Genomic DNA, 24,432 nt, shown 5'->3' with positions numbered 1-24,432 from the left:
AGTGCCCGTGTCGCTGCCACCGCTGGTCGAGCCAGCAGCTGAGCTCACCGTTGACGAGGTCCGCCGGTATTCGCGGCACCTGATCATCCCGGACGTCGGGATGGACGGCCAGAAGCGCCTGAAGAACGCCAAGGTGCTGGCCGTGGGTGCCGGCGGTCTCGGTTCGCCCGCCCTCATGTACCTCGCCGCGGCCGGCGTCGGCACGCTCGGCATCGTGGAGTTCGACGAGGTCGACGAGTCGAACCTGCAGCGCCAGATCATCCACAGCCAGGCGGACATCGGCCGTTCCAAGGCCGAGTCGGCCCGCGACAGCGTGCTGGGCATCAACCCGTACGTGAACGTGGTCCTTCACGAAGAGCGGCTCGAGGCCGAGAACGTGATGGAGATCTTCAGCCAGTACGACCTCATCGTCGACGGCACGGACAACTTCGCCACCCGCTACCTGGTGAACGACGCCTGCGTGCTGCTGAACAAGCCGTACGTATGGGGTTCGATCTACCGCTTCGACGGCCAGGCCTCGGTCTTCTGGTCCGAGCACGGCCCGTGCTACCGCTGCCTCTACCCGGAGCCCCCGCCGCCGGGCATGGTCCCGAGCTGCGCCGAGGGCGGCGTGCTGGGCGTGCTCTGCGCGTCCATCGGGTCCATCCAGGTCACCGAGGCCATCAAGGTGCTCACGGGTGTCGGCGAGCCGCTGGTCGGCCGCCTGATGATCTACGACGCCCTGGAGATGCAGTACCGCCAGGTCAAGGTCCGCAAGGACCCCGACTGCGCGGTCTGCGGTCCGAACGCGACCGTCACCGAGCTCATCGACTACGAGGCCTTCTGCGGCGTCGTGTCGGAGGAGGCGCAGGAGGCGGCCGCCGGTTCGACGATCACTCCCAAGCAGCTCAAGGAGTGGATCGACTCCGACGAGCCCATCGAGATCATCGACGTCCGCGAGAAGAACGAGTACGAGATCGTCTCGATCCCCGGCGCGAAGCTGATCCCCAAGGGCGAGTTCCTGATGGGCACCGCCCTCCAGGACCTGCCTCAGGACAAGCGCATCGTCCTGCATTGCAAGACGGGTGTCCGCAGTGCGGAAGTCCTCGCGGTTCTGAAGTCCGCGGGCTTCTCGGACGCGGTGCACGTCGGCGGCGGCGTGATCGGCTGGGTCCACCAGATCGAGCCCGAGAAGCCGGTCTACTAGAGCGGCGGGCCGGTCCACCGGCAGCAGCCCGAAGGGGCCGTACCCGAACGCGGGTACGGCCCCTTCGGCGTGCGGCGCCCGCGGACCGGGTCAGACGGCCGGCGGCGGCTCCGGCGACCCGGGCGTCGCCGACGGTTCGGCGGCGGCCGTGCACACGGTGCCCTCGGCCGGCGTCTTCCCGTCCAGCAAGTACGTGTCGACCGCCTTCTGCACGCACGGGTCGCCGCTGTTGTACGCGCCGTGCCCCTCGCCCTTGTAGGTCAGCTCCACACCGACGCCCGGGCCGAGCCGCTCCACCATCTTGCGGGCGCCCTCGTACGGGGTGGCCGGGTCGCCGGTGTTGCCGATCACCAGGATCGGGTCGGAGCCCGGCGCGGAGACGTCCGGGGTCTCCCAGGTGCCCGCGACCGGCCAGCCGGTGCAGGACATCATGGCCCAGCCGAGCAGGTCCCCGAAGACGGGCGAGGCGGCGCGGAACGTCGCCAGCTTGGCCTTCGTCTGCTCCAGGGTGTAGCGCTCCTTGTCGTCCACGCAGTTGATGGCGGTGTTCGCGGCGCCGATGTTGCTGTAACGCCCCTGCTGGTCACGGCCGTTGAGCGCGTCCGACAGGGCCATCAGCAGCTGCCCCTGACCGCCCTCCGCCTCGTCGAGCCCCTGCTCCAGCAGCGGCCACAGCTCCTGGGAGTACAGGGCCTGCGCGATGCCGTTGGTCGCCTGGGTCTCGGTGAGCATCCGCCCCCCGATGCCCGGGATGGGCTTGACGGCCAGCGCCTTCTGCAGCTTGATGATGTTGTTCTCGATCTCCTTGGGCGTGCTGCCCTGGAGCCGGCACTCGTCCCCGCGGTCCACGCAGTCCTGGGCGAAGTTGCCGAGCGCGAGCTGGAAGCCCTTGGCCTGCCCCAGGGCGCTCTCCTCGGCGGTCTTGGTCGGGTCCACGACGGCGTCGAAGACGGCCCGGCCCACGTTCTTCGGGAACAGGTGGGCGTAGACCCCGCCGAGCTCGGTGCCGTAGGAGATGCCGAAGTAGTTCAGCTTCTCGTCGCCGAGGGCCTGGCGGATGCGGTCCAGGTCGCGGGCGGCGTTCTCGGTGCCGACGTGGGGGAGCAGCTTCGCCGAGTTCTTCTCGCAGGCGGCCTGGTACTTCCGGATGTTCTCGACGAAGGCCTTCTCCTCCTCCGGGGTCTCGGGGGAGGAGTCCTCGCCGAAGTACTGGTCCAGCTGCTTGTCGTTCTCGCACAGGACCGGGTCGCTGCCGCCCACCCCGCGGGGGTCGAAGCTCACCAGGTCGTACCGGGCGCGCAGGGCCTCGTACTCCTTCGCGGCGCCCGGCAGCGTACTGATCCCGGAGCCGCCGGGGCCGCCGAAGTTGAAGACCAGCGAGCCCAGCCGGTTCTTCTGGTCGCGGGCCTTGGCCCGGATCAGGGCGATCGGGATCGTCTCGCCCTCGGGCTTCGCGTAGTCGAGCGGCACGTCGAGGGTGGCGCACTGCCAGTCCTTGGGCGGGGCCTGGCCGCCGCCCTGGGCGGCGGTCGGGGCATCGCAGTCACCCCACTTCAGGGGCTTGACCTCCGGCGTGCCGTCGGCCGTCGTCTTCTTCCCGTCGCCGTCGTCGGAGCAGGCGGCCGTGGTGAGCAGCCCGGCGGCGAGCGCGGCGGCGGCGGTGACCCGCCAGGCATGTGTCGGCATGTCCCCATCCTGTGCGCCCGGCGGCGGCCCCGCCCGCGCGCTGACCCGAACGGGGGGCGGCCCCGCGCCGGACTCCTGCGCGGGTCCGGGCGAACCCCGGGCCACCCGGGCCGCCTGCGCGGCCGGGACCGAGGTCAGGGACTCCTGCCGGCCGGGAGCGGAACTCCCGCGCGTACCGGGCCGGTTCCGTGGCCCACCACACGGTGGCCACGGCGGTGGCGGCCCCCCCCGACGACCCTGCTCCCGGCCTTCCGAGGCGCGGGCGCGCAGCGCCGTAGGGGGACGGGAGCACCCGGCACCGGCACCCGGCACCCGGCACCGGCACCCGGCACCGGCACCCGGCACCGGCACCCGGCACCCGGCACCCCCCGCACCGGCGGGACGGGAGCCGAATCCGCCGACCGGGCCGGAGGCTAGATGGCTTCCTTGCGGGTCAAGAAGTTGAACGAGATCCACCCCGGCAGCACCGGCAGCCAGAAGGTCATCAGGCGGAACAGCAGCACCGCCGAGATCGCGACCTCCTTCTCCAGCCCGGCCGCGACCAGGCCCAGCGTCAAGGTGGCCTCCACCGCGCCCATGCCGCCCGGCGTCGGCGCCGCCGACCCCAGCGCGTTGCCCGCCAGGAACACCACCGCGATGCTCGCGTAGCTGATGGCCTCGCCGCCCCCGAACGCACGGATCGACGCGTCCAGGCACATCACGAAGCAGCCCGTCAGAAGCAGCATCCCGCCGATGCCGGTCATCAGCTTCTTCGGCCGCTGGAGCACGTCCAGCATGCGCGGCACCACGCCCGCGAACAGCGCCCGGATCCGTGTCACCACGAACTTCCGCATGAACGGGACGGCCGTCACCACCAGCACCAGGACGGCCACCGTCAGCAGACCCGCGATGACCGCCCGGGACGGGGTCATCTCCGGGGTCTTCTCGGTCCCGGTCAGATAGCCGAAGGACAGCAGCAGCACGATGTGGCTGGCCAGCCCGAACAGCTGGGAGGCGCCCACGCTCGCGACGGCCAGCCCGGGCCGGACGCCCGCCCGCTGGAGGAACCGCGTGTTCAGCGCCACACCGCCGACGGCCGCCGGGGCCACCAGCTTCACGAACGACCCCGCCACCTGCGCGACCACGGTCCGCAGGAAGGACACCCGCTCCGGCACGAAGCCCAGCAGGCTCATCGCCGCCGCGAAGTACGTCAGCGCCGAGAAGGCCAGCGCCGCCCCGACCCAGCCCCACTCCGCCTCGCCGATGATGGTCGCGAAGTCCACGTGGGCGAGCTGCGTCAGCAGGAAGTACGCGCCGAACGCGCCCGCGATGAACGAGACCAGCGTGCGCGGCCGGATCCGCTCCAGCCGGGCCGGCTCCACCGGCGCCTGCGGCCGGATCAGCAGCACCTGGTGGCGGATCTGGGTCAGCAGATCCTCCTCGCGGGCCCCGTCCAGCGCATTCTCCAGGGCCCTCTTCTCGGCCTTGCGGTCGGCGGCGGCCGACGCGGAGACCGGGGTCGCGGAGGCCGCGGACTCCGCCTCGCGCGCCGCCTTCGCCGCCCGCGAGGACTCCAGTACGGCTTCCCGCTGCCGGTCGGCGCGCTCCCGGGCCAGCTTGCGCAGCGTCGCCCGGGTGGAACGGCTCAGCGCGATCGGCTGGAGCAGCGGCAGGCAGTCCGCCACCGCGTCCGGGCCGAGCACCGAGACGGCCGAGGCCACCGCGCGCTCCGCGCCGACCCGCAGTCCGACCGTGGTCAGCAGCTGGGCGATGTCCATCCGCAGCACCAGATCGCCCGCGGCGATCTCACCGCCGCGCAGGTCGGTCAGGATGACATTGCCGGAACGATCCACCACCAGGGCGTCGCCGGTGAGCCGCCGGTGTGCGATCCGCCGCGACTGCAGGGCCCGTACCTGCTTCCACGTGCTGTGGATCAGCTCGTCGGTGATCTCCTCGTCGGCGAGCGCGTCGAGGGGCCGGGCGTCCAGGTGCTCGTACACGAGCATCACGGCGTCCGGGCCGAGCTCGGAGGTGGCGATCAGCTTCGGCGCGTTCGCCCCGGCCGCGATGGCCGCGTACGCGAGCAGCGCCTCCTGCTCCAGCGCCTGGCGCAGCGATTGCAGGCTGCGGCCCGTGGTGATGCCGCGCAGGGTGAGCCGGCGCCAGACCCGGTAGAAGAAGCCGTGGGCCTGCTGCTCGCGGTCGACGATCGTGACGTCGAGCGGCGGCCCGTCCTCGAGGGTCACGTGGTAGCGGCGCCCCCGGTCGTTGGCCTCGGACGGCTCGGGGCCCTCGGGCAGCTCCGCGCGCATCGCGCTGACCGGCTGGAAGCCGACCCGTCGCAGCCCGGCGAGGAGGTGCTGCCCGGTGGGGCGCACGTTGGGCGAGCCGACGGCGTACAGGGTGCCGTAGGCGACGCTCCAGCCGATCAGCACGGTCAGGATGATCGAGAAGGGGGTGGTGTACCCGTTGACCAGCATGGCCAGGGCGTTCAGCAGCAGGACCACCCACAGCGCGACGCGCCAGTGGGGTCTGCGGGTCATGCCGACCGCGGTCATGTACGCGATGACGGGCGCCAGGTAGCCGTGGACCGGGTCGGTCAGGGTGCCGCCGGCCGCGGGGCGGGTGAGGGCGTCCTGGATGGTGTCGGGGGCGGCCTGCGAGACCCACAGGTCGGTGGCGAGGGTGACGCCGTGCGCGAGGACGGCGGCGAGCACCCCGTCGGCGATGCGCAGCCCGTCGCGTTTGATCAACCGCTCGATGGCGAAGGCGACGGGCAGCAGCAGCACCGCGATGCTGGACACGAGCGCGGCGACCTTGATCAGCAGGGCGGGCGCCTGGCCGGTGCCCTTGCTGATGTCCTCCTCCAGGCCGACGGTGGTGCCGTGGGCGAAGGCGGCGATGCCGAGGAGGACGGCGATGCCGAGGATGCCGACGAGCAGGCGTACGAGGTCGGAGGGCCGGTGCACGCGGGCGGCGAGCAGCGGTTCGTCGACCTCGACCCGGTCGGCGGCGGTGGAGGCGTGGCCGTGCGACCCCTCGGCGTCCGGGACCTCCGCGGGGTTCGCGGCGTCCTGGACCTCAGCGGCGTCCGGGACCTCCGGGACCTCCGCGGCGTCCGGGTCCTTCGCGGCCTCGGGGGCCTTCGCGGCTCCGGCCGCGTCCGGCGGCGTGTCCGCGCCGGCGGCGTGCGGCGGCTGCGGACGGGGCTCCGGGACGGGCTCGCGGTGGGAGGCGGGGCCGTCGTCGGGGCGTGCGCCGTCGTCAGGGCGTGCGCCGTCGTCAGGGCGTGCGCCGTCGTCCGTCGCCGCGCCGTCCGGAGGGCTCACACCCTGCTCCTTCGTCGTCACTTCCGTCTCTTCTTGATCACGTATCACCAGTCACCGCCCGGAAGATGGTGGCACGGACCGACGGGCCTGCGGGGCATCAGGGTGCGCGCCGGTGCGGAAGCGAGACCTCCGCCGGAGTGCGGCCGATGTACTGCACCATGTGCTGAATGAGTGAGGAGCTGCCCGCCTACGCGGAGCGCGTGCTGGAGGTGGTCGAGCGTATTCCGCCCGGCCGGGTGATGACGTACGGGGACGTGGCCGAGTGGCTCGGCGAGGGAGGACCGCGTCAGGTCGGGCGTGTCATGGCCCTGTACGGGGGAGCCGTGCCCTGGTGGCGCGTGGTGCGCGCGGACGGCCTGCCGCTCCCCGACCACGAGGTGCGCGCCCTGGAGCACTACCGGACCGAAGGCACCCCGCTGCGCCTGACGGCGGGCGGCGAGCCGCGGCTGGACATGCGCCGGGCGCGCTGGGACGGGGACCCCGCACAGGACGGCGGACAGGACGGCACGCGCGACGAGGCTCACATCTGACAGCTTCGGCCATGCGGCGCCGGGGCGGGCGATCGGGCGACGGTCCGAACGCCCGTCCGGGGTACCCGGGGGGACTGCGCGGCATCGGCGGGTTGCCGTAGCGTGGCCCCTTCGGCTCCCGCCTCCGCCGCGGCCTCGGCTTCCGCGCGAGCCGTCACGGCAGCACCGCCACACCCCGCAGACCCACCAGGACCGGCACCCCACGTGATCACCTCTTCCTCGGACCGCACCGAACGGCGGCATACGCGGACCCCCGACGCGTACCGCCTCGTGCGCACCGGGCCGGAACGGGTGGATCCCCCTGAGCTGGACGCAGCGCAGCAGGCTGTGGTTGACCACACCGGCGGACCACTGCTGGTCCTCGCCGGACCGGGCACCGGAAAGACGACCACCCTGGTCGAGGCCGTCACCGCCCGTGTGGAAGCGGGCACCGACCCCGCCCGGATCCTCATCCTCACCTTCAGCCGCAAGGCGGCGGTGGAACTGCGCGACCGGGCCGCGCTGCGCCTCGGCGGCGCACGGGCGCCGCAGGCCACCACCTTCCACTCCTTCTGCTACGGACTGGTCCGCGCCCACCAGGACACCGACCTCTTCGCCGACCCGCTGCGGCTGCTGTCCGGCCCCGAGCAGGACGTCATGGTCCGCACCCTCCTGGAGGGCCAGCGCCGGATCCGCTCCATCCGCTGGCCGGACGACCTGCGGGCGGCGCTGACCACGCGCGGCTTCGCCGACGAGGTCCGTGCGGTACTGGCCCGCGCCCGCGAGCTGGGCCTCGGCCCGCAGGCCCTCTCCTCGTTCGCCGACCGCATCGGCCGCCCGGACTGGAAGGCGGCGGCGGCGTTCCTCTCCGAGTACCTGGACGTCCTGGACATGCAGGGCACGCTGGACTACGCGGAGCTCCTGCACCGCGCGGTGCTCCTCGCGGAACGCACGCCGTCCCTCGCCTCGGCCTACGACGCGATCTTCGTCGACGAGTACCAGGACACGGACGCCTCCCAGCTGCGGCTGCTGCGGGCCCTGACCGGCCCGGGCGGCACGCTGGTCGCCTTCGGCGACCCCGACCAGTCGATCTACGCCTTCCGCGGCGCCGACATCAACAACATCCTGGACTTCGAGTCGGCCTTCCCGGGCGCGCGGGTCAGGGCGCTGACCGTCGGCCGCCGCTCCGGCGCGGCCCTCCTGGCCGCGACCCGCCTGCTCACCACCCGGATGCCGGTCCCGCGGCTGCCGTCCGAGGCGGTCCGCGCCCACCGCAACCTCGCACCCGTGCGGGAGGGCGGCCGGGTGGAGGTCCTCACGTACCCGACGGCGGGCGCCGAGCTGGACAACATCGCGGACATCCTGCGCCGGGCCCACCTGGAGGACGGCGTGCCCTGGCAGGACATGGCCGTCCTGGTCCGCGCCGGCGGCCGCACCCTCCCGGCGATGCGCCGCGCCCTGATCGCGGCGGGGGTCCCCACCGAGACGGACGCCACGGACACCCCGCTGCGCCACGAACCGGCCGTCGCCCCCCTCCTGACGGCCCTCCGCCTCACAGCCACCGAAGCCGACGCACCAGTCCCAGCCCCGTCCGAAGGCGCCCCGGACGCCGCCGAAGCCGGCCCGGGGCGGAGCACCGACGACCACGCCGGCGACGCGGCCGAGCCGGGACCGGGGGCGGCCCCCGGGCTGCACGCCCTGCCCGCCAGCGGTCCGGAGCAGGCCGCAGCCCTCGCCGGAGGCGACTCCGACGCCGTCGAGGCCGGGCCGGGGCGGGGCCCCGGGGACTTCGGCGACCCCGCCGGAGGCGTTGAGGCGGCGCTCACGCTGCTCGCCTCCCCCCTCGGCGGGATGGACGCCGCCGACCTGCGGCGGCTCGGCCGCGCCCTGCGGGACGAGGAGCGCGCCGCAGGCGTCAAGGTGCCCGCGCCCTCCGACGTACTGCTCGCCCGCGCCCTCGCCGAGCCCGAGCGGCTCACTGCGCACGACCCCGCCTACGCCCGCGGCGCGCAACGCCTCGGCCTGCTCCTGCGCAAGGCCCGTGAGCTGCTCCAGGGCGGCGGCACCGCCGAGGAGGCCCTCTGGGTCCTGTGGGACGGCACCCCCTGGCCGCAGCGGCTGGAGCGCAGCGCCCGCCGCGGCGGCGCGGCCGGCCGCAACGCCGACCGCGACCTCGACGCCGTCTGCGCCCTCTTCGACACCGCCGCCCGCGCCGAGGAGCGCACCGGCGGCCGCGGCGCGCTCAACTTCCTCGAACAACTGGAGGCGGAGGACATCGCCGCCGACACGTTGACGGCCCGCGCCACCCGCTCCGACGCCGTCCGGCTGATGACCGCCCACCGTTCCAAGGGCCTGGAGTGGTCCCTCGTCGTCGTCGCCGGCGTCCAGGAGGGCCTGTGGCCCGACCTCCGCCGCCGCGGCTCCCTCCTGGAGGCCGACCGTATCGGCCGTGACGGTCTCGCCGAGCCCCTCACTCCCGGCGCGCTGCTCGCCGAGGAGCGCCGGCTCTTCTACGTCGCCGCCACCCGCGCCCGCGACCGCCTCGTCGTCACCGCCGTCAAGGCTCCCGCCGACGACGGCGACCAGCCCTCCCGCTTCCTCACCGAGCTCGGCGTCCCCCCGCGCGACGTCACCGGCCGCCCCCGCCGCCCCCTCGCCGTCGCCGCGCTCGTCGCCGAGCTGCGCGCCACCACCGTCGACCCGGACGCCTCGCCCGCCCTGCGCGACGCGGCCGCCCGGCGCCTCGCCCGCCTCGCCGCGCTCACCGACGACGAGGACCGCCCGCTGGTCCCCGCCGCGCACCCGCAGCGCTGGTGGGGCCTGTACGAGCCCACCCGCAGCAGCGTCCCGCTGCGCGACCGGGACCGGCCCGTCGCCCTGTCCGGCAGCGCCCTGGAGCAGCTCGCCAACACCTGCTCCCTCCAGTGGTTCCTCGGCCGTGAGGTCAAGGCCGACACCCCCTCCACCGCCGCCCAGGGCTTCGGCAACGTCGTCCACGTCCTCGCCGACGAGGTCGCCTCCGGACGCACCCCCGCCGACCTGGCCGTCCTCATGGAACGCCTCGACTCGGTGTGGGACGCCCTCGCCTTCGACGCCCCCTGGAAGTCCCGCCAGGAGAAGGACAACGCTCGCGCCGCCCTGGAGCGCTTCCTGCGCTGGCACAACACCGACCGCGGGGGCCGGGCGGCCGTCGCCACGGAGCACGATTTCGACGTCACACTCGAAGCCGGGGACGTCGCCGTACGCATCAGGGGCTCCATGGACCGGGTCGAAGCGGACCCGCAGGGGCGTGCGTACGTCGTCGACTTCAAGACCGGCAAGTCCGCGCCCACCCGCGACGAGGTGGCCCGCCACCCCCAGCTCGCCGTCTACCAGCTCGCCGTGCGCGAGGGCGCCGTCGACGAGGTCTTCGACGGCCTGCGCCCCGCGTCCGGCGGCGCCGAACTCGTCCAGCTCCGCCAGGCCGCGCCCAAGAAGGAGGGCGGCGACACGGTCCCGAAGATCCAGGCCCAGCAGCCGCTCGACGGCGAGTGGGTCGGCGACCTGCTGGCCACCGCCGCCGGCCGGGTCCTGGACGAACGCTTCGCGCCCGCGACCGGCCGCCACTGCGACCACTGTTCCTTCCGCAGCTCGTGCAGCGCCCGCCCGGAGGGCCGCCAGACCGTCGAGTGAGGTCGGCGGCCGGAGCGGTCGGCCGGGTTCGTCCGGCCCGGGTTCGTCCGGTCGGGGCTGTCGGTGGGGGCGGCTAGCCTTTTCAGGTGCCCGCGCGTCCGCCCGCCCTCACCGACCCCGAGCAGCTCAAGGAGCTCCTCGGGATCCCTTTCACGCCCGAGCAGATGGCCTGCGTCACCGCCCCGCCCGCCCCCCAGGTCGTCGTCGCGGGCGCCGGCTCCGGCAAGACCACCGTCATGGCCGCCCGAGTGGTCTGGCTCGTCGGCACCGGCGCGGTCGCGCCCGAGCAGGTCCTCGGCCTGACCTTCACCAACAAGGCCGCCGGCGAACTGTCCGAGCGCGTACGCAAGGCACTGGCGCGGGCCGGCATCACCGACCCCGACCCCTCCCCGGCCGACACCGACGCGGCCGGCGGCGAGCCGCGCATCTCCACGTACCACGCCTTCGCCGGACAGCTCCTGAAGGACCACGGCCTGCGCATCGGCCTGGAGCCCAGCTCCCGGCTGCTCGCCGACGCCACCCGCTTCCAGCTCGCCGCGAAGGTGCTCCGCGAGGCCCCCGGCCCGTACCCCTCGCTCACCAAGTCCGTTCCCGACCTGGTCGGCGACCTCCTCGCGCTCGACGGGGAGCTCTCCGAGCACCTGGTCGAGCCCGAGCGGCTGCGCCTGCACGACACCGAGCTGCTGGGCGTGCTCGCCGGCACCAAGCTCACCAACGAAGACCTCCGCAAGGTCCCGGAGGCCGTGCGCGGCCGCCTCGAACTGCTGGAGCTGGTCGCCCGTTACCGCGCCGCCAAGCGCTCCCGCGACCTCTTCGACTTCAGCGACCAGATAGCCCTCTCCGCGCAGCTCGCCACCACCCGGCCCGAGGTGGGGGCCATGCTGCGCGAGGAGTTCCGGGTGGTCCTGCTCGACGAGTACCAGGACACCTCCGTCGCGCAGCGGCTGCTGCTGTCCGGCCTCTTCGGCGCGGGTTCCGGCCACGCCGTGACCGCCGTCGGCGACCCCTGCCAGGCGATCTACGGCTGGCGCGGGGCCTCCGTCGCCAACCTCGACGACTTCCCGGAACACTTCCCGCACGCCGACGGGACCCCCGCCACCCGGCTCTCCCTCAGCGAGAACCGGCGCAGCGGCGGCCGCCTGCTCGACCTCGCCAACGGCCTCGCCGCCCCGCTGCGCGCCATGCACGAGGGCGTGGAGGCGCTGCGCCCGGCGCCGGGCGCGGAGGCCGCCGGGCAGGTCCGCTGCGCCCTGCTGGAGACCCACGCGCAGGAGCTCGACTGGCTCGCCGACTCCGTCGCCCACCTGGTCCGCACCGGGACGGAGCCGCGCGAGATCGCCGTACTGTGCCGCTCCGCCGGGGACTTCGCGCAGATCCAGGCCGTTCTGGTGGACCGGGACGTCCCGGTGGAGGTCGTCGGGCTCTCCGGGCTGCTGCACCTGCCCGAGGTCGCCGACCTCGTCGCCGTCTGCGAGGTCCTCCAGGACCCCGGCGCCAACGCCTCCCTGGTCCGGCTCCTGATCGGCCCGCGGTGGCGGATCGGCGCGCGGGACCTGGCCCTGCTGGGCCGCCGCGCCCGGCTCCTGGTGAGCCGCGCGCCCGCCGGGGCGGACCCGGACGAACGCCTCGCGGCGGCCGTGGAGGGCGTGGACCCGGCCGAGATCGTGTCGCTGGCCGACGCACTGGAGACCTTCCTCGACGGCGCCGGACAGGCCCCGGACGACCTCCCCTTCTCGGCGGAGGCCCGGATCCGCTTCGCGCACCTCGCCCAGGAACTGCGCGATCTGCGGCGCTCCCTCGCGGACCCGCTGATGGACGTCCTGCACCGGGTGCTGACCGCCACCGGCCTGGAGGTGGAGCTGTCCGCCTCCCCGCACGCGCTGGCGGCCCGCCGCCGCGAGACCCTGTCGAACTTCATGGACGTGGCGGCCGGTTTCGCCGCCCTGGACGGCGAGGCCACGCTGCTGGCCTTCCTGGCCTTCCTGCGCACCGCCGCCCAGTACGAGAAGGGCCTGGACCACGCCCTGCCGGGCGGCGAGAACACGGTCAAGGTGCTCACCGCCCACAAGTCCAAGGGCCTGGAGTGGGACGTCGTGGTGGTCCCGGACCTGTGCGCGGGCGCCTTCCCGAAGGAGAAGCCGCCGGAGGCCTGGACCTCGTACGCGAAGGTGCTCCCGTACGCGCTGCGCGGCGACGCCCCCACCCTGCCCGGGGACCCGGCCTGGACCTCGGCCGGCCTGAAGTCCTTCAAGGCCGAGCTGAAGCACCACAAGTCGGTGGAAGAGCTCCGCCTCGGCTACGTGACCTTCACCCGGCCGCGCTCCCTGCTGCTGGCCTCGGGCCACTGGTGGGGGCCGAGCCAGAAGAAGCGCCGCGGCCCCTCGGCGTTCCTGGAGGCCCTGTACGAGCACTGCTCGGCCGGTTTCGGCGAGATCGAGGCGTGGGCGGACGAGCCCGACCCCACCGCCGAGAACCCGGCGCTGTCCGGCGAATCCACCCCCGACCACTCCTGGCCCCTCCCGCTCGACCCGCACTCGCTGACCCTGCGCCGTGCGGCGGCCGCCCTGGTGGAGTCCTACCTCGCGGCCCCGCCCCCGCCCCCGGAGGAGGACAAGTACCTCTGGCCCCCGGACTGCGAGGAGCCATGGCCGGCTGAAGACCCCTGGGACCCGCAACCCCCGTCCGACGGCCCCTGGGCCCCCGAGTCCGCAGCGGACGGCCCCGGGCCCGTGAGCCGAGCCGACGGCCCCGGTACGGCCCCGGCCGACGTCGCCGGGCCGGACCCCGACGACCTCTGGTCCGGCGAGGCTTGGGCCCGTCCGGGGACCGGCGCGCCCCACGGGGCCCGGGGCAGCGCCCCGGTTTCGGGAAGGGGCGGGGCGGGGGACGAATCCGACCCGGCCACCCCCGCCGCGGACGCCCCCGCCGGGGGCCGGCCCGGCCCGGAGGGCGAGGACCTGTGGCCGGGGGCCGACCCGTGGGCCGGCGAGGCCGGGCCGGCCGACGCGGCGACCCCGCGTCGGGGTCCGGCCGGGGCGGCCGCCGCGGCGGATCGGCGTCCGGCCGGTCACGGCAGCGGCGGCCTCGTGCCCGAAGAGGCTCGCGCCGTCGCCTCCTGGGACCGTGACCTCGACGCCCTCGAGGGCGAGCTCCGCCGTGCCCGCGCGGCCGTCCGCGACGTCGAGCTGCCGTCCGCCCTGTCCGCCAGCCAGCTGCTCCGGCTCGCCGCCGACGAGCAGGGCTTCGTACGCGACCTGGCCCGCCCGATGCCGCGCCCCCCGCAGCCCGCCGCCCGCCAGGGCACCCGGTTCCACGCCTGGGTGGAGTCCCGCTTCGACGAGCTGCCGCTGCCGTTCCTCGATGTCCTGGACCCCGTCACCGACCTCCCCGGCGCCGGCTCCGACCAGGAGATCGCCGACGAGGCCGACCTCGAGTCCCTCAAGGCGGCCTTCGAGCGCAGCCCGTACGCGGACCGGCCCCCCCACCGCATGGAGGCCCCGGTCCAGCTCACCCTCGCCGGCCGGGTCGTCCGCGGCCGGATCGACGCCGTCTACCGGAACGAGGACGGCTCGTACGAGATCGTCGACTGGAAGACCGGCCGCACCACCGAGGCCGATCCCCTCCAGCTCGCCGTCTACCGCGTGGCCTGGGCCGAGGCCACGAACACCCCCCTCGACCGGGTCTCCGCCGCCTTCCTGCACGTCCGCAGCGGCCGCGTCATCCGCCCCCGCAACCTCCCGGACCGGGCCCGTCTTGAGCGGATCCTCCAAGGCGAATCGGACCCGGACGGTGACCATCAGGCGGACGGCTAGGCTCGTGGGCATGAGCGACACCCCGCCGGACAACGTCGTCCGCACGTACATCGACACCCACCGCGCCGCCTTCCTCGACGACCTCGCCGAGTGGCTCCGCATCCCCTCCGTCTCGGCCCAGCCCGAGCACGCGGGCGACGTACGCCGCAGCGCCGAATGGCTCGCGGCGAAGCTCAAGGAGACCGGCTTCCCGGTCGCCGAGGTGTGGGAGACCCCCGGCGCGCCCGCCGTCTTCGCGCACTGGCCGAGCGAGGACCCGGACGCGCCCACGGTCCTCGTGTACGGGCACCACGACGTGCAGCCCGCCGCCCTCGCGGACGGCTGGCACACCGATCCGTTCGAGCCGGTGATCCGCGACGGCCGGATGTACGCCCGCGGCGCCGCCGACGACAAGGGCCAGGTGTTCTTCCACACCCTCGGGGTGCGGGCGCACCTGGCGGCCACCGGCGCCGCCGCCCCCGCCGTGCACCTCAAGCTGATCGTGGAGGGCGAGGAGGAGTCCGGCTCCGCCCACTTCCGCGAGCTCGTCGAGGCCCGCGCCGCGGAGCTCGCCGCCGATGTCGTGATCGTCTCCGACACCGGCATGTGGTCCGAGACCACCCCCACCGTCTGCACCGGCATGCGCGGCCTCGCCGACTGCGAGATCGACCTGCACGGTCCGGACCAGGACATCCACTCCGGCGCCTTCGGCGGGGCCGTGCCCAATCCGGCGACCGCCGCCGCCCGCCTGGTCGCGGCCCTGCACGACGCCGACGGGCGGGTCACGATCCCCGGCTTCTACGACAACATCGCCGAACTGACGGACGCGGAGCGCGCGCTCATCGCCGAGCTGCCCTTCGACGAGTCCGAGTGGCTGCGTACGGCCAAGTCCCACGCGGCCGCGGGCGAGGCCGGGTACTCCACCCTGGAGCGCGTCTGGGCCCGCCCCACGGCCGAGGTCAACGGCATCGGCGGCGGCTACCAGGGCCCCGGCGGCAAGACCATCGTGCCCGCCTCCGCCCACCTGAAGCTTTCGTTCCGCCTGGTGTCCGGCCAGGACCCGTACGAGGTCGAGGCAGCCGTCAGGGACTGGGTCGCGGCCGGGATCCCGGCCGGAATCCGCCACTCCATCACCTTCGGCGCACCGACCCGGCCGTGCCTGACCCCGCTGGACCACCCGGCCCTCCAGTCCGTCGTCCGGGCCATGGGCCGCGCCTTCGGCCAGAAGATCCGCTTCACGCGGGAGGGCGGCTCCGGCCCCGCGGCGGACCTCCAGGACGTCCTGGACGCGCCCGTCCTCTTCCTCGGGATCTCGGTCCCGTCCGACGGCTGGCACGCGCCGAACGAGAAGGTCGAGCTGGACCTCCTGCTCAAGGGCGTCGAAACGAGCGCCTACCTCTGGGGAGACCTCGCCGCCGCCCACCACCGCACCACCGCCTGACACCCGACGCACACACCTGCCGTACCGAGCCTGCCTGTCCCACCACCGGGGGAGTTGGAAGTACCTGTGAGCACCCATACCGAGCGCCCTCTCACCGAGCGCCCTCTTTCGCTCGCCGCGCCCAGCGGGATCGACCGCGCCGCGCACCACCGTCTCGACGAGGCGTGGCTCGCCGCGGCCTGGAGCCACCCGACGACCCGCGTCTTCGTCGTCTCCGGCGGGCAGGTCCTCATCGACGACACCCCCGACGGCGGCACCGGCATCGTGATGACCCCGGCCTTCGAGGCCCCGGTCACCGAGACCCACCGCTACTTCCTGGGCACCGACGAGGACGGCGTACGGTACTTCGCGCTGCAGAAGGACGCGCTGCCCGGCCGCATGGACCAGTCGGCCCGCCCGGCCGGCCTGCGCGAGGCCGGACTGCTGCTGTCCCCGCGCGACGCCGGACTGATGGTGCACGCGGTCGCGTTGGAGAACTGGCAGCGGATGCACCGATTCTGCTCGCGCTGCGGCGAGCGCACGGTGGTCGCGGCCGCCGGGCACATCCGCCGCTGCCCGGGCTGCGGCGCCGAGCACTACCCGCGGACCGACCCGGCCGTGATCATGCTGGTCACGGACGACCGGGACCGGGCGCTGCTGGGCCGCCAGGTGCACTGGCCCGAGGGCCGCTTCTCCACCCTCGCGGGCTTCGTGGAGCCGGGCGAGTCGATAGAGCAGTCCGTCATCCGCGAGGTGTGGGAGGAGGCGGGCGTCAGGGTCGGCGAGGTCGAGTACGTGGCCAGCCAGCCGTGGCCCTTCCCGTACAGCCTGATGCTGGGCTTCAGGGCCCGCGCCACCACCTCGGAGATCACGGTGGACGGCGAGGAGATCCAGGAGGCCCGCTGGTTCTCGCGGGAGGAGCTGCGCGCGGCGTTCGCGTCGGGCGAGGTGCTTCCCCCGTCGGGCATTTCCATCGCCGCGCGGCTGGTCGAGCTCTGGTACGGCGAGCCGCTGCCGAAGGCGGCCGCGTAACCTTCGTCACTTCCCGCTCCGTGACACAGCGGAGGGCCCCCGCCTCGGCGGGGGCCCTCCGCTGTGTTCGTTCGTTCGCGCCCGCTCGCATCCGTTCCCGGAGCCGCTCGGGCTGCCGCTCAGACGGCGAGGGCCTGCTTGACCTGGGCCAGGCTCGGGTTCGTCATGACGGACTCGCTGCCCGCGGCGGACTTCACGAGGACGGTGGGAACGGTCTGGTTGCCGCCGTTGGCCTTCTCCACGAACGCCGCGGACTCCGGGTCGAGCTCGATGTTGATCTCGTTGTACGCGATGCCTTCCCGGTCCAGCTGGGTCTTCAGCCGACGGCAGTAGCCGCACCAGGTCGTGCTGTACATCGTGACGGTGCCCGTGTCCTGCATGCTGCGCTCTCCTTCGTGAGGGCTCGGTGGTCCGAGTACACGAACGTACGGGACCCGGCGGCCATTCCCGTACGGCCGCCGCCGGGCGCCCGGTGTGACTGATACGACTGATACGTGCTGCCTGTGGACAACTTTCCCGCCCGACCCACGAGACCTGGCAGCATGGCGGGGTGACAGCAGCAACGCACTCCTCATCGTTCCCGGGTGGCCCCGACTCCGCCGACTCGGCCGACGCGGTGCTCCTGGGCCTCGACCCGGAGCAGCGCGAGGTCGCGACGACCCTGCGCGGACCGGTGTGCGTGCTGGCGGGTGCCGGTACCGGCAAGACCCGCGCGATCACCCACCGCATCGCCTACGGCGTCCGGTCCGGGCAGCTCATGCCGGCCAGTGTGCTCGCCGTCACCTTCACCAACCGCGCCGCGGGCGAGATGCGCGGCCGCCTGCGCACCCTGGGCGCGGGCGGGGTGCAGGCCCGCACCTTCCACTCCGCCGCCCTGCGTCAGCTCCAGTACTTCTGGCCGAAAGCGGTCGGCGGGGAGGTGCCCCGGCTGCTGGAGCGCAAGATCCAGTTCGTCGCCGAGGCCGGCGCCCGCTGCCGCATCCGCCTCGACCGCAACGAGCTGCGCGACGTCACGGGCGAGATCGAGTGGGCCAAGGTCACCCAGACCGTGCCCGCCGACTATCCGGTGGCCGCCCTGAAGTCGGGCCGCGAGGCCCCCCGGGACCTGGCCGAGATCGCCCAGATCTACGGCACGTACGAACAGCTCAAGCGCGACCGCGGCATGATCGACTTCGAGGACGTGCTGCTCCTGACCGTCGGCATCCTCCAGGACCGCCACGACATCGCCGAGCAGATCCGCACCCAGTACCAGCACTTCGTCGTCGACGAGTACCAGGACGTCAGCCCGCTCCAGCAGCGGCTGCTGGACCTGTGGCTCGGCGAGCGCGACAGCCTCTGCGTGGTCGGTGACGCCAGCCAGACCATCTACTCCTTCACCGGCGCCACCCCCGACCACCTGCTGAACTTCCGCACCCGCTACCCGCAGGCCACCGTGGTCAAGCTGGTCCGCGACTACCGCTCCACCCCCCAGGTGGTCCACCTCGCCAACGGGCTCCTGAACCAGGCCAAGGGCCGCGCCGCCGAGCACCGGCTGGAGCTCGTCTCGCAGCGCGAGCGGGGTCCCGACCCCGTCTACGCCGAGTACGCCGACGAGCCCGCCGAGGCGGAGGGCGTCGCCCACCGCATCCGCGACCTGATCGCCGCGGGCGTCCCGGCCGGCGAGATCGCCGTGCTCTACCGCATCAACGCCCAGTCCGAGGTCTACGAGCAGGCCCTCGCCGACGCCGGGGTCCCCTACCAGCTGCGCGGCGCCGAGCGGTTTTTCGAGCGCCAGGAGGTCCAGAGGGCCATCCTCGCGCTGCGCGGAGCCGCCCGCTCCGGCGGGAACGACCCCCTGCTCGACGACGTCGTGGAGCTCGGCCCGCAGGTCCGCGCGGTGCTCAGCTCCACCGGCTGGAGCGGCGAGCCGCCCGCCGGCTCCGGCGCCGTGCGCGACCAGTGGGAGTCGCTGGCCGCCCTGGTCCGGCTCGCCGAGGACTTCGCCCGCGGCCGGCCCGGGGCCACCCTCGCCGACCTCACGGTCGAGCTGGAGGAGCGCAAGGCCGCCCAGCACGCCCCGACCGTCCAGGGCGTGACCCTGGCCTCGCTGCACGCGGCCAAGGGCCTGGAATGGGACGCCGTGTTCCTCGCGGGTCTCACCGACGGCATGATGCCGATCACCTATGCCAAGACCGACGAGCAGGTCGAGGAGGAACGGCGGCTGCTCTACGTCGGCGTCACCCGGGCGCGATTGCACCTGACCCTCTCCTGGTCCCTCTCCCGCGCTCCCGGCGGCAGGCCCTCCCGGCGGCCCAGCCGCTTCCTGAACGGCTTGCGGCCGGGCTCGGCGGCCCCGGCCCCCGGCCCGGGCTCCGCGGACGGGAGAGCGGCGCGGGGGCGCGGCCGCCGCGGTCCGGCGCTGTGCCGGGTCTGCGGCAAGACGCTGACCGAGGCCGGCGAGCTGAAGCTGATGCGCTGTGAGGACTGCCCGTCCGACATGGACGAGGGACTCTACGAGCGGCTGCGGGAGTGGCGCGCGGCCCAGTCGAAGGAGCAGGGCCTGCCCGCCTACTGCGTCTTCACCGACAAGACGCTGATCGCCATCGCGGAGGCCGCGCCCTCCGAGGAGGGGGAGCTCTCGATGATCTCCGGAGTGGGCGGCCGTAAGCTTGCGCGGTACGGAGCCGAGGTCCTGGCCATCTGCGCAGGTCAGGAGGTTGGGGCCGGGCATCCTGACGACGCGTAGAAACTCGTCGGAAAAATAGTTTGCACATGCCCAGCGAAGACCCATAGGTTCTTAGCAACGGAAACGGTGGCTTCTCCGAAGCCCTGGATCCGTGCTGTACTTATCCGAATACGCATGGGACAGGCCCTCGGGCCGAGTCCCCGAGACGCCGAGAGGAGGCGAGACCAGTGACCAGCTTCATGACCTTCACCAAAATGACCGATCGCTCGGTCGACGCTTCCTGCCTGCTCGGTTCCGTCTCCATCCTGGGTACCGGTGTGTCCGCGATTTCCGCCGACCGCCCCGCCCTGCTGGCGACCCTTCCGGTCAGCGAGCGCAATGAGCGACCGACCCAGGCACCGGTGGCAGTACTGGCAGCAGAAGCGCAGACGCATGGCGCCTATGGATTCGCTGCCGCAGCCGGTGCCGGATCCCTGAAGAAGCAGACGAAGCAGCAGCACCACCTGATGTGGGCCTTCCGCGGGCTCGAACCCTGGAGTGATCCAGCCTGATCGCATGATCAGGCCGGCGCCTTCAGGGCCGCGGAACCCCACCCGGGATCCGCGGCCCTTCTGTTTGTCCCCGACCGGGGGCGACGGAGCGAAGGGGTCTCGGGACTGGCAGTGCCAGTCGGTGTGAGAGCACAACCCAGCCGAACCCGGCCGACCGGCCGGAACGACTAGCCGAACAAGACGAGGAAGAAACCACCGTGCAACTCGAAGCGCACGCCCCGTCCGTACCGCAGACCCAACTGATCTCCCCGCCCGCAGTCCCGGAGGACCACACCTTGACCCCGCTCACCGCGCTCACCGCGCTCGACGACGCCATCGAGAACCTCGGTGTGCCCGTACCGTGCCGCACCTTCGACCCCGAGGTCTTCTTCGCCGAGTCCCCGGCCGACGTCGAGTACGCCAAGTCCCTCTGCCGCACCTGCCCGCTGGTCGAGGCCTGCCTCGCCGGGGCGATCGAGCGCCGCGAGCCCTGGGGTGTCTGGGGTGGCGAGCTCTTCGTCCAGGGTGTCGTCGTCGCCCGCAAGCGTCCCCGTGGCCGTCCGCGCAAGAACCCGGTTGTCTCGGCATGACCGCCATCGGAACCATCGACCGCCCCTTGACGCACGACCCCTTGAAGCAGGCCCTCATGACCGCCCACACCACGAGCGAGCAGCCCCACGGCGCCGCCCACGCAGACTTCATCACCGCCGGCGCGATGACCTCGCGTCAGAACAGGACCCGCGAAATGCAACTCATCCCAGAAGCCCTGGCTCGTGCCCATATGGACGAGCTCATGCGTGAGGTGGACGTCGAACGTCACGCCGTACGCCTGGTCGCCGCCCGCCGCATGCAGCGGCGTGCCGAGCGCGTCTCCATGCGCGCCCGGCGTGCGCTGGCCATGGCCGTCATGCACTGATAGCCGAAAACAGCATCCCCGGGGGGACCGGTCCGCACGGACCGGTCCCCCCGGTGCGTTGCGGACCGCTCTCCGCCGCGGACGGGGATATCGTCTGGAGGTGGACCAGCCGACTCACCGTCCCGGCCCGTCGGGATCCGAGGCCCAGCCCGTCGTCTGCGCGAGCTGTGGCACGAGGCCCCCGGGCGAGATCCCGCCCACCTGGACCTGCTCCGTGGAGAACGGGACCAGACAGTACTTCTGCGTCGACTGCGCGCGCGCCAACCTGCGGGCGATCGAGGGCAGGCTCGACTCGTCCTGGTGGTGACGCAGGGCCCGCCCCGGGGCCGTCACTCGGCCGCGGCGAACCCCGGCAGCCAGGTGTCCAGTTCGTCCCGCAGCCGCACCGTCGCGCCCAGCTGGCACAGCACCCCGATGGTGCTCAGCGTCACACGGTGGATCAGCAGGTACGACGGCGGCAGATTGATCTGCCGGCCCAACTGGTGCGCGGGGGAGCGGGGATCGGCGATCCGCGCCGCCTGGCCGCGCAGCCACGGCCGGGTGAAGGTGAACTCCTCGGCCTCGGCGGGCTCGATGATCGGCTTCAGGTAGTCCAGCACCGCGTCGGGGTCCAGCTCGATGGACTCCTTCACGAACCCCTCGGCGCACAGGTGCCCGTAGACCCCCTCGGCGTCACCGTCCAGCGTCATCCGCAGCGACCTGCCGATGGGCTTGGGCCAGCCGCCGGGCAGCCGGTCGACCGTGCCGAAGTCCAGGACCCCCAGCCGCATCCGGCCGTCCGCCCCCGGTATCAGCCGGAAGTTGCCCGGGTGCGGGTCCGCGTGCAGCAGACCGGTGCGCGCCGGCCCGGAGAACAGGAACCGGGCCAGCAGCTGTCCGGCGCGATCCCGCTCCTCCTGGGTGCCGTCGGCTATCACCTCCGACAGCGGGGTCCCCTCCATCCACTCGGTCACCAGCACCTGGTCGCCCTGGTGCACGACCTCCGGCACGACCACGTCCGGGTCGTCCACGAAGGCGTCCGCGTGCGTGCGCTGGGCCTCGGCCTCCAGCTCGTAGTCGAGTTCCTCCGCGACCCGGTCGCGCAACTCCTTGATCAGCGGCTTGATCTCCATGCCGGGGATCAGCGGCCCCAGCAGCCCCGCGAACCGGCCCAGCTGCTTGAGGTCCGACAGCAGCGCCTCGCCCGCCCCCGGGTACTGGACCTTGACGGCCACCTGCCGCCCGTCGTGCCACACCGCCCGGTGCACCTGCCCGATGGAGGCCGCCGCGGCCGGCTTGTCCTCGAACTCCTCGAACAAGTCCCGCCAGTCGGCACCCAGACGGTCCGTCAGCACCTGGTGCACCGTCGCCGCGGGCAGCGGCGGAGCCGCCTCCTGAAGCTTGGTCAGCGCCGCCCGATAGGGCCCCGCGACCTCCTCGGGCAGCGCCGACTCGAAGACCGACAGGGCCTGCCCGAACTTCATGGCACCGCCCTTCAGCTCCCCGAGCGTGCGGAACAACTGCTCGGCGGTGCGCTGTTGGAGCTCGCGCGCCACGATCTCCGCGGACTTGCCCCCGATCCGCTTGCCCAGCCCCCACGTGGCCCGTCCCGCGATGCCGAGCGGCAGCGCGGCCAGCTTGACGGTACGGGTGACCGCCTTCCGGGGAAGATCAGACATACGCCCCTCCATGTCCCAGACAGCTGCGCCGCGAACAGCGGTTCTCCGCATCCTGTCATGGCCTCCTCGCGGCTCGGAGGAGGGCACCTTCTCCAGCTTCCCGCCGGGTGTCCGTGCGCTCCCCGGCCGCCCCGCAGGGGCAGTCGGGATGGGGCAGGACCGGGGTGGATTCCCAGTGGAGGGCGGGGAGGGCCGCCTCCCAGCGGGCCGCCGTGGACGCGGGAAGTCCGCCGTCGAGGAAGGCGAGGGCGTGGGCCGCGGCCAGTCCGGCCACCGCCGTGGACAGGCCCAGGTCGCACGCGGCGCCCCCGCGGCGGCGGTGGGCCGAGCGCCACTGGACGAGCATCCTCGGCCAGGCCGCGTCCCGGTCCACGCGGTCGCGCTCCATGCACCCCGCGCAGGCCGTCGCACCGGGCAGCACCAGCGGTCCCACCAGGCCCGTGCCCTCCAACACCCCCGCGTACAGGTGGGGGATGCCCGCGCAGACCCAGTCGGCCGCGGTGTCCGGATCCGGGGCCCACGCGTGCAGGCCGTCCCGGGGCGCGACCACCACCAGGGACAGCCCCGGCTCCGCCCCCTCGTCCTCGCCGGCCCGCGGGGCCCGGCCCGGCGCCGACTCGCGGACCAGCCGGCCCGCACACTCCGCACGCGGCCGGCCCACGCCGGCGGGATCCAGCCCGCCCGGCGCCACGTCCGCCGGCTCCGCCCGGCCGCCGTCGAGCACCTCGACCCGGCCCACGCCCGCTGCCGCCAGGACCGCGGCGATCACGGCCCCCACCCGGCCGCTCCCGCGCACCCGGACCCGTATCGCCCGGCGGGCGGCCATCCCCCGCAAGTCCCCTCCGGGCTCCCGGTGGACCAGCGACAGGGAACCCAGGTCCGGCCCCAGCCGCTCCACGGTCTCCGGATGCCCCCGCAGGGCCTGGGCCCGCGGGCCGCCCGCCGTGGCGTCGTCGAGCAGGCCGGCCCCCGCCAGCGTCCTGACCACCTCGTCGGCCCGGCCGTCCGGCAGTCCCATTCCGCGGGCCTCGGTCCGCAGTAACTCCATCCCCCGGGTCCCGTCGATCCGGTCGATCAGCGTGCCCGTCGCCGTGTCCACGGGTGCGAGCACCACCGCATGGGCGGGCGTCACCCCGAACTGAACCGTCTGCAGATCCCGCCATGCCCGCGCCAGCGCCGGCTTCACCTTCGGATACATGTCCCGTCCCCCTCGATCCCGATATCCCGGGCGCATCCGAGCCGCCCGTTTCCCGTTCTTCCGCAACAGTGCCCGCCCGCCGGAATCCATGCAGGAATTTGTCCACAGGTGCGAGGTATTAGGCATATGAGATGAAGGGAAATGGCGTTCCGGAAATCGGCCGCGAATCCCCCGTGTTCGAACCCCGGACGGGCGGGACTTCCGCCATCACGACCGGGTACCGTCGTGGCGTGTCCGCCGACCCCCCGCAGCGCGCCGTCGAAGTCCGCCGGAGCGCGCGCCGCCGCAGGACCGTATCCGCCTATCGCGAGGGTGACCGTACGGTCGTCCTCATCCCTGCCCGGATGTCCGAGGCGGAGGAGCAGCGCTGGGTGGGCGTCATGCTCGACAAGCTGGCGGCGCAGGAGAGCAGACGCACCTTCGGGGACGCGGAACTCACCGAGCGCGCCGCACAGCTGTCCGAGCAGTACTTCGACGGCCGCGCCCGCCCCCGTACGGTCCGCTGGGTCACCAACCAGAACACCCGCTGGGGCTCCTGCACCCCCGCCGAAGGCAGCATCCGGCTCTCCCACCGGCTCCAGGGGATGCCCGAGTACGTCGTCGACTACGTGCTCCTGCACGAGCTGGCCCACCTCCTCGTACCCGGCCACGGGCCCCGCTTCTGGGAACTGCTGGAGGCCTATCCGCGCACCGAGCGGGCCCGCGGCTACCTGGAGGGCGTGGTCGCCGCCGAGCGGCTGCCGAAGGTTCCGGCCGCCCGCGAGGAGTGAGCCCGCGGCCGGCGGCGCCGGTCCGTCACGTCACGCAGAGTGTTTTGTACCGGGTCGGTACCGGCTTGGCCGGATGTCGGCAGTTGCCGTT

Annotated in this window: 17 protein-coding genes; 12 read left to right on the top strand and 5 right to left on the bottom strand. The window is 73.5% G+C overall.

What is annotated here, in order from left to right:
• Positions 1–7: 7 nt before the first annotated feature.
• On the top strand, positions 8–1,186 hold the full coding sequence (gene moeZ, locus B6R96_RS12685; RefSeq protein WP_030385915.1) for an adenylyltransferase/sulfurtransferase MoeZ: 1,179 nt from the start codon (positions 8–10) through the stop codon (positions 1,184–1,186).
• A 90-nt stretch (positions 1,187–1,276) separates the two neighbouring features.
• Here moeZ and B6R96_RS12680 read toward each other — a convergent pair whose 3' ends face one another.
• Both B6R96_RS12680 and B6R96_RS12675 read right to left on the bottom strand, forming a co-directional pair.
• Positions 1,277–2,872: an alpha/beta hydrolase gene (locus B6R96_RS12680; protein WP_053703062.1), complete on the bottom strand. Its 1,596-nt coding sequence runs from the start codon at positions 2,870–2,872 to the stop codon at positions 1,277–1,279.
• A gap of 413 nt (positions 2,873–3,285) precedes the next feature.
• Positions 3,286–6,228 (bottom strand): lysylphosphatidylglycerol synthase transmembrane domain-containing protein, encoded by a 2,943-nt coding sequence (locus B6R96_RS12675; protein WP_081522504.1) that lies wholly within the window; start codon positions 6,226–6,228, stop codon positions 3,286–3,288.
• Positions 6,229–6,347: 119 nt separating this feature from the next.
• On the opposite strand from B6R96_RS12675, the gene B6R96_RS12670 reads away from it, so the two are divergent.
• The 5 genes from B6R96_RS12670 to nudC all read left to right on the top strand — a co-directional run bounded on the left by B6R96_RS12670 (position 6,348) and on the right by nudC (position 16,604).
• Complete coding sequence (locus B6R96_RS12670) at positions 6,348–6,710, top strand: MGMT family protein (protein WP_079406042.1); 363 nt, start codon at positions 6,348–6,350, stop codon at positions 6,708–6,710.
• Between the two features lie 207 nt (positions 6,711–6,917).
• Positions 6,918–10,361: an ATP-dependent helicase gene (locus B6R96_RS12665; protein ID WP_081525081.1), complete on the top strand. Its 3,444-nt coding sequence runs from the start codon at positions 6,918–6,920 to the stop codon at positions 10,359–10,361.
• Between the two features lie 86 nt (positions 10,362–10,447).
• Positions 10,448–14,173, top strand: coding sequence for an ATP-dependent DNA helicase (locus B6R96_RS12660; RefSeq protein ID WP_237291405.1), 3,726 nt, complete (start codon positions 10,448–10,450; stop codon positions 14,171–14,173).
• Between the two features lie 10 nt (positions 14,174–14,183).
• The gene (locus B6R96_RS12655) at positions 14,184–15,593 is read left to right on the top strand and encodes a dipeptidase (RefSeq protein WP_053167994.1); all 1,410 of its coding nucleotides are present in this window, start codon (positions 14,184–14,186) and stop codon (positions 15,591–15,593) included.
• Positions 15,594–15,647: 54 nt separating this feature from the next.
• Positions 15,648–16,604, top strand: a complete 957-nt coding sequence (gene nudC, locus B6R96_RS12650; RefSeq protein ID WP_189972245.1) for an NAD(+) diphosphatase — start codon at positions 15,648–15,650, stop codon at positions 16,602–16,604.
• A 119-nt stretch (positions 16,605–16,723) separates the two neighbouring features.
• Here nudC and B6R96_RS12645 read toward each other — a convergent pair whose 3' ends face one another.
• Complete coding sequence (locus B6R96_RS12645; protein ID WP_030011087.1) at positions 16,724–16,984, bottom strand: mycoredoxin; 261 nt, start codon at positions 16,982–16,984, stop codon at positions 16,724–16,726.
• A 170-nt stretch (positions 16,985–17,154) separates the two neighbouring features.
• Between B6R96_RS12645 and B6R96_RS12640 the strand changes: the two genes are divergently transcribed.
• The 5 genes from B6R96_RS12640 (at position 17,155) to B6R96_RS12620 (ending at position 21,022) form a co-directional block, all read left to right on the top strand.
• The gene (locus B6R96_RS12640; protein ID WP_078937666.1) at positions 17,155–19,329 is read left to right on the top strand and encodes an ATP-dependent DNA helicase UvrD2; all 2,175 of its coding nucleotides are present in this window, start codon (positions 17,155–17,157) and stop codon (positions 19,327–19,329) included.
• Between the two features lie 179 nt (positions 19,330–19,508).
• Entirely contained in the window at positions 19,509–19,820 is a 312-nt protein-coding gene (locus B6R96_RS12635; RefSeq protein ID WP_030385924.1) for a hypothetical protein, read from the top strand.
• Between the two features lie 197 nt (positions 19,821–20,017).
• Entirely contained in the window at positions 20,018–20,389 is a 372-nt protein-coding gene (locus B6R96_RS12630) for a WhiB family transcriptional regulator (protein ID WP_030385925.1), read from the top strand.
• Positions 20,386–20,715 carry a hypothetical protein gene (locus B6R96_RS12625; protein ID WP_030385926.1) on the top strand — a complete coding sequence of 110 codons (330 nt, stop codon included), beginning with the start codon at positions 20,386–20,388 and terminating at the stop codon, positions 20,713–20,715. Before B6R96_RS12630 ends, B6R96_RS12625 begins: the two co-directional genes overlap by 4 nt.
• A gap of 100 nt (positions 20,716–20,815) precedes the next feature.
• The gene (locus B6R96_RS12620; protein ID WP_078626260.1) at positions 20,816–21,022 is read left to right on the top strand and encodes a hypothetical protein; all 207 of its coding nucleotides are present in this window, start codon (positions 20,816–20,818) and stop codon (positions 21,020–21,022) included.
• A 22-nt stretch (positions 21,023–21,044) separates the two neighbouring features.
• Here B6R96_RS12620 and B6R96_RS12615 read toward each other — a convergent pair whose 3' ends face one another.
• Positions 21,045–22,373 (bottom strand): ABC1 kinase family protein, encoded by a 1,329-nt coding sequence (locus tag B6R96_RS12615; protein WP_053167867.1) that lies wholly within the window; start codon positions 22,371–22,373, stop codon positions 21,045–21,047.
• A 55-nt stretch (positions 22,374–22,428) separates the two neighbouring features.
• Positions 22,429–23,571 carry a ThiF family adenylyltransferase gene (locus B6R96_RS12610; RefSeq protein WP_081522503.1) on the bottom strand — a complete coding sequence of 381 codons (1,143 nt, stop codon included), beginning with the start codon at positions 23,569–23,571 and terminating at the stop codon, positions 22,429–22,431.
• A 131-nt stretch (positions 23,572–23,702) separates the two neighbouring features.
• Here B6R96_RS12610 and B6R96_RS12605 point away from each other — a divergent pair, with 131 nt between their 5' ends.
• Positions 23,703–24,341 carry a M48 metallopeptidase family protein gene (locus tag B6R96_RS12605; protein ID WP_384512326.1) on the top strand — a complete coding sequence of 213 codons (639 nt, stop codon included), beginning with the start codon at positions 23,703–23,705 and terminating at the stop codon, positions 24,339–24,341.
• Positions 24,342–24,432: the final 91 nt, after the last annotated feature.

This window comes from Streptomyces sp. Sge12 (assembly GCF_002080455.1).
Taxonomy (GTDB): domain Bacteria; phylum Actinomycetota; class Actinomycetes; order Streptomycetales; family Streptomycetaceae; genus Streptomyces.
Note: the sequence above shows the minus strand (reverse complement) of the source record. Positions and strands in the feature narration are given on the sequence as shown.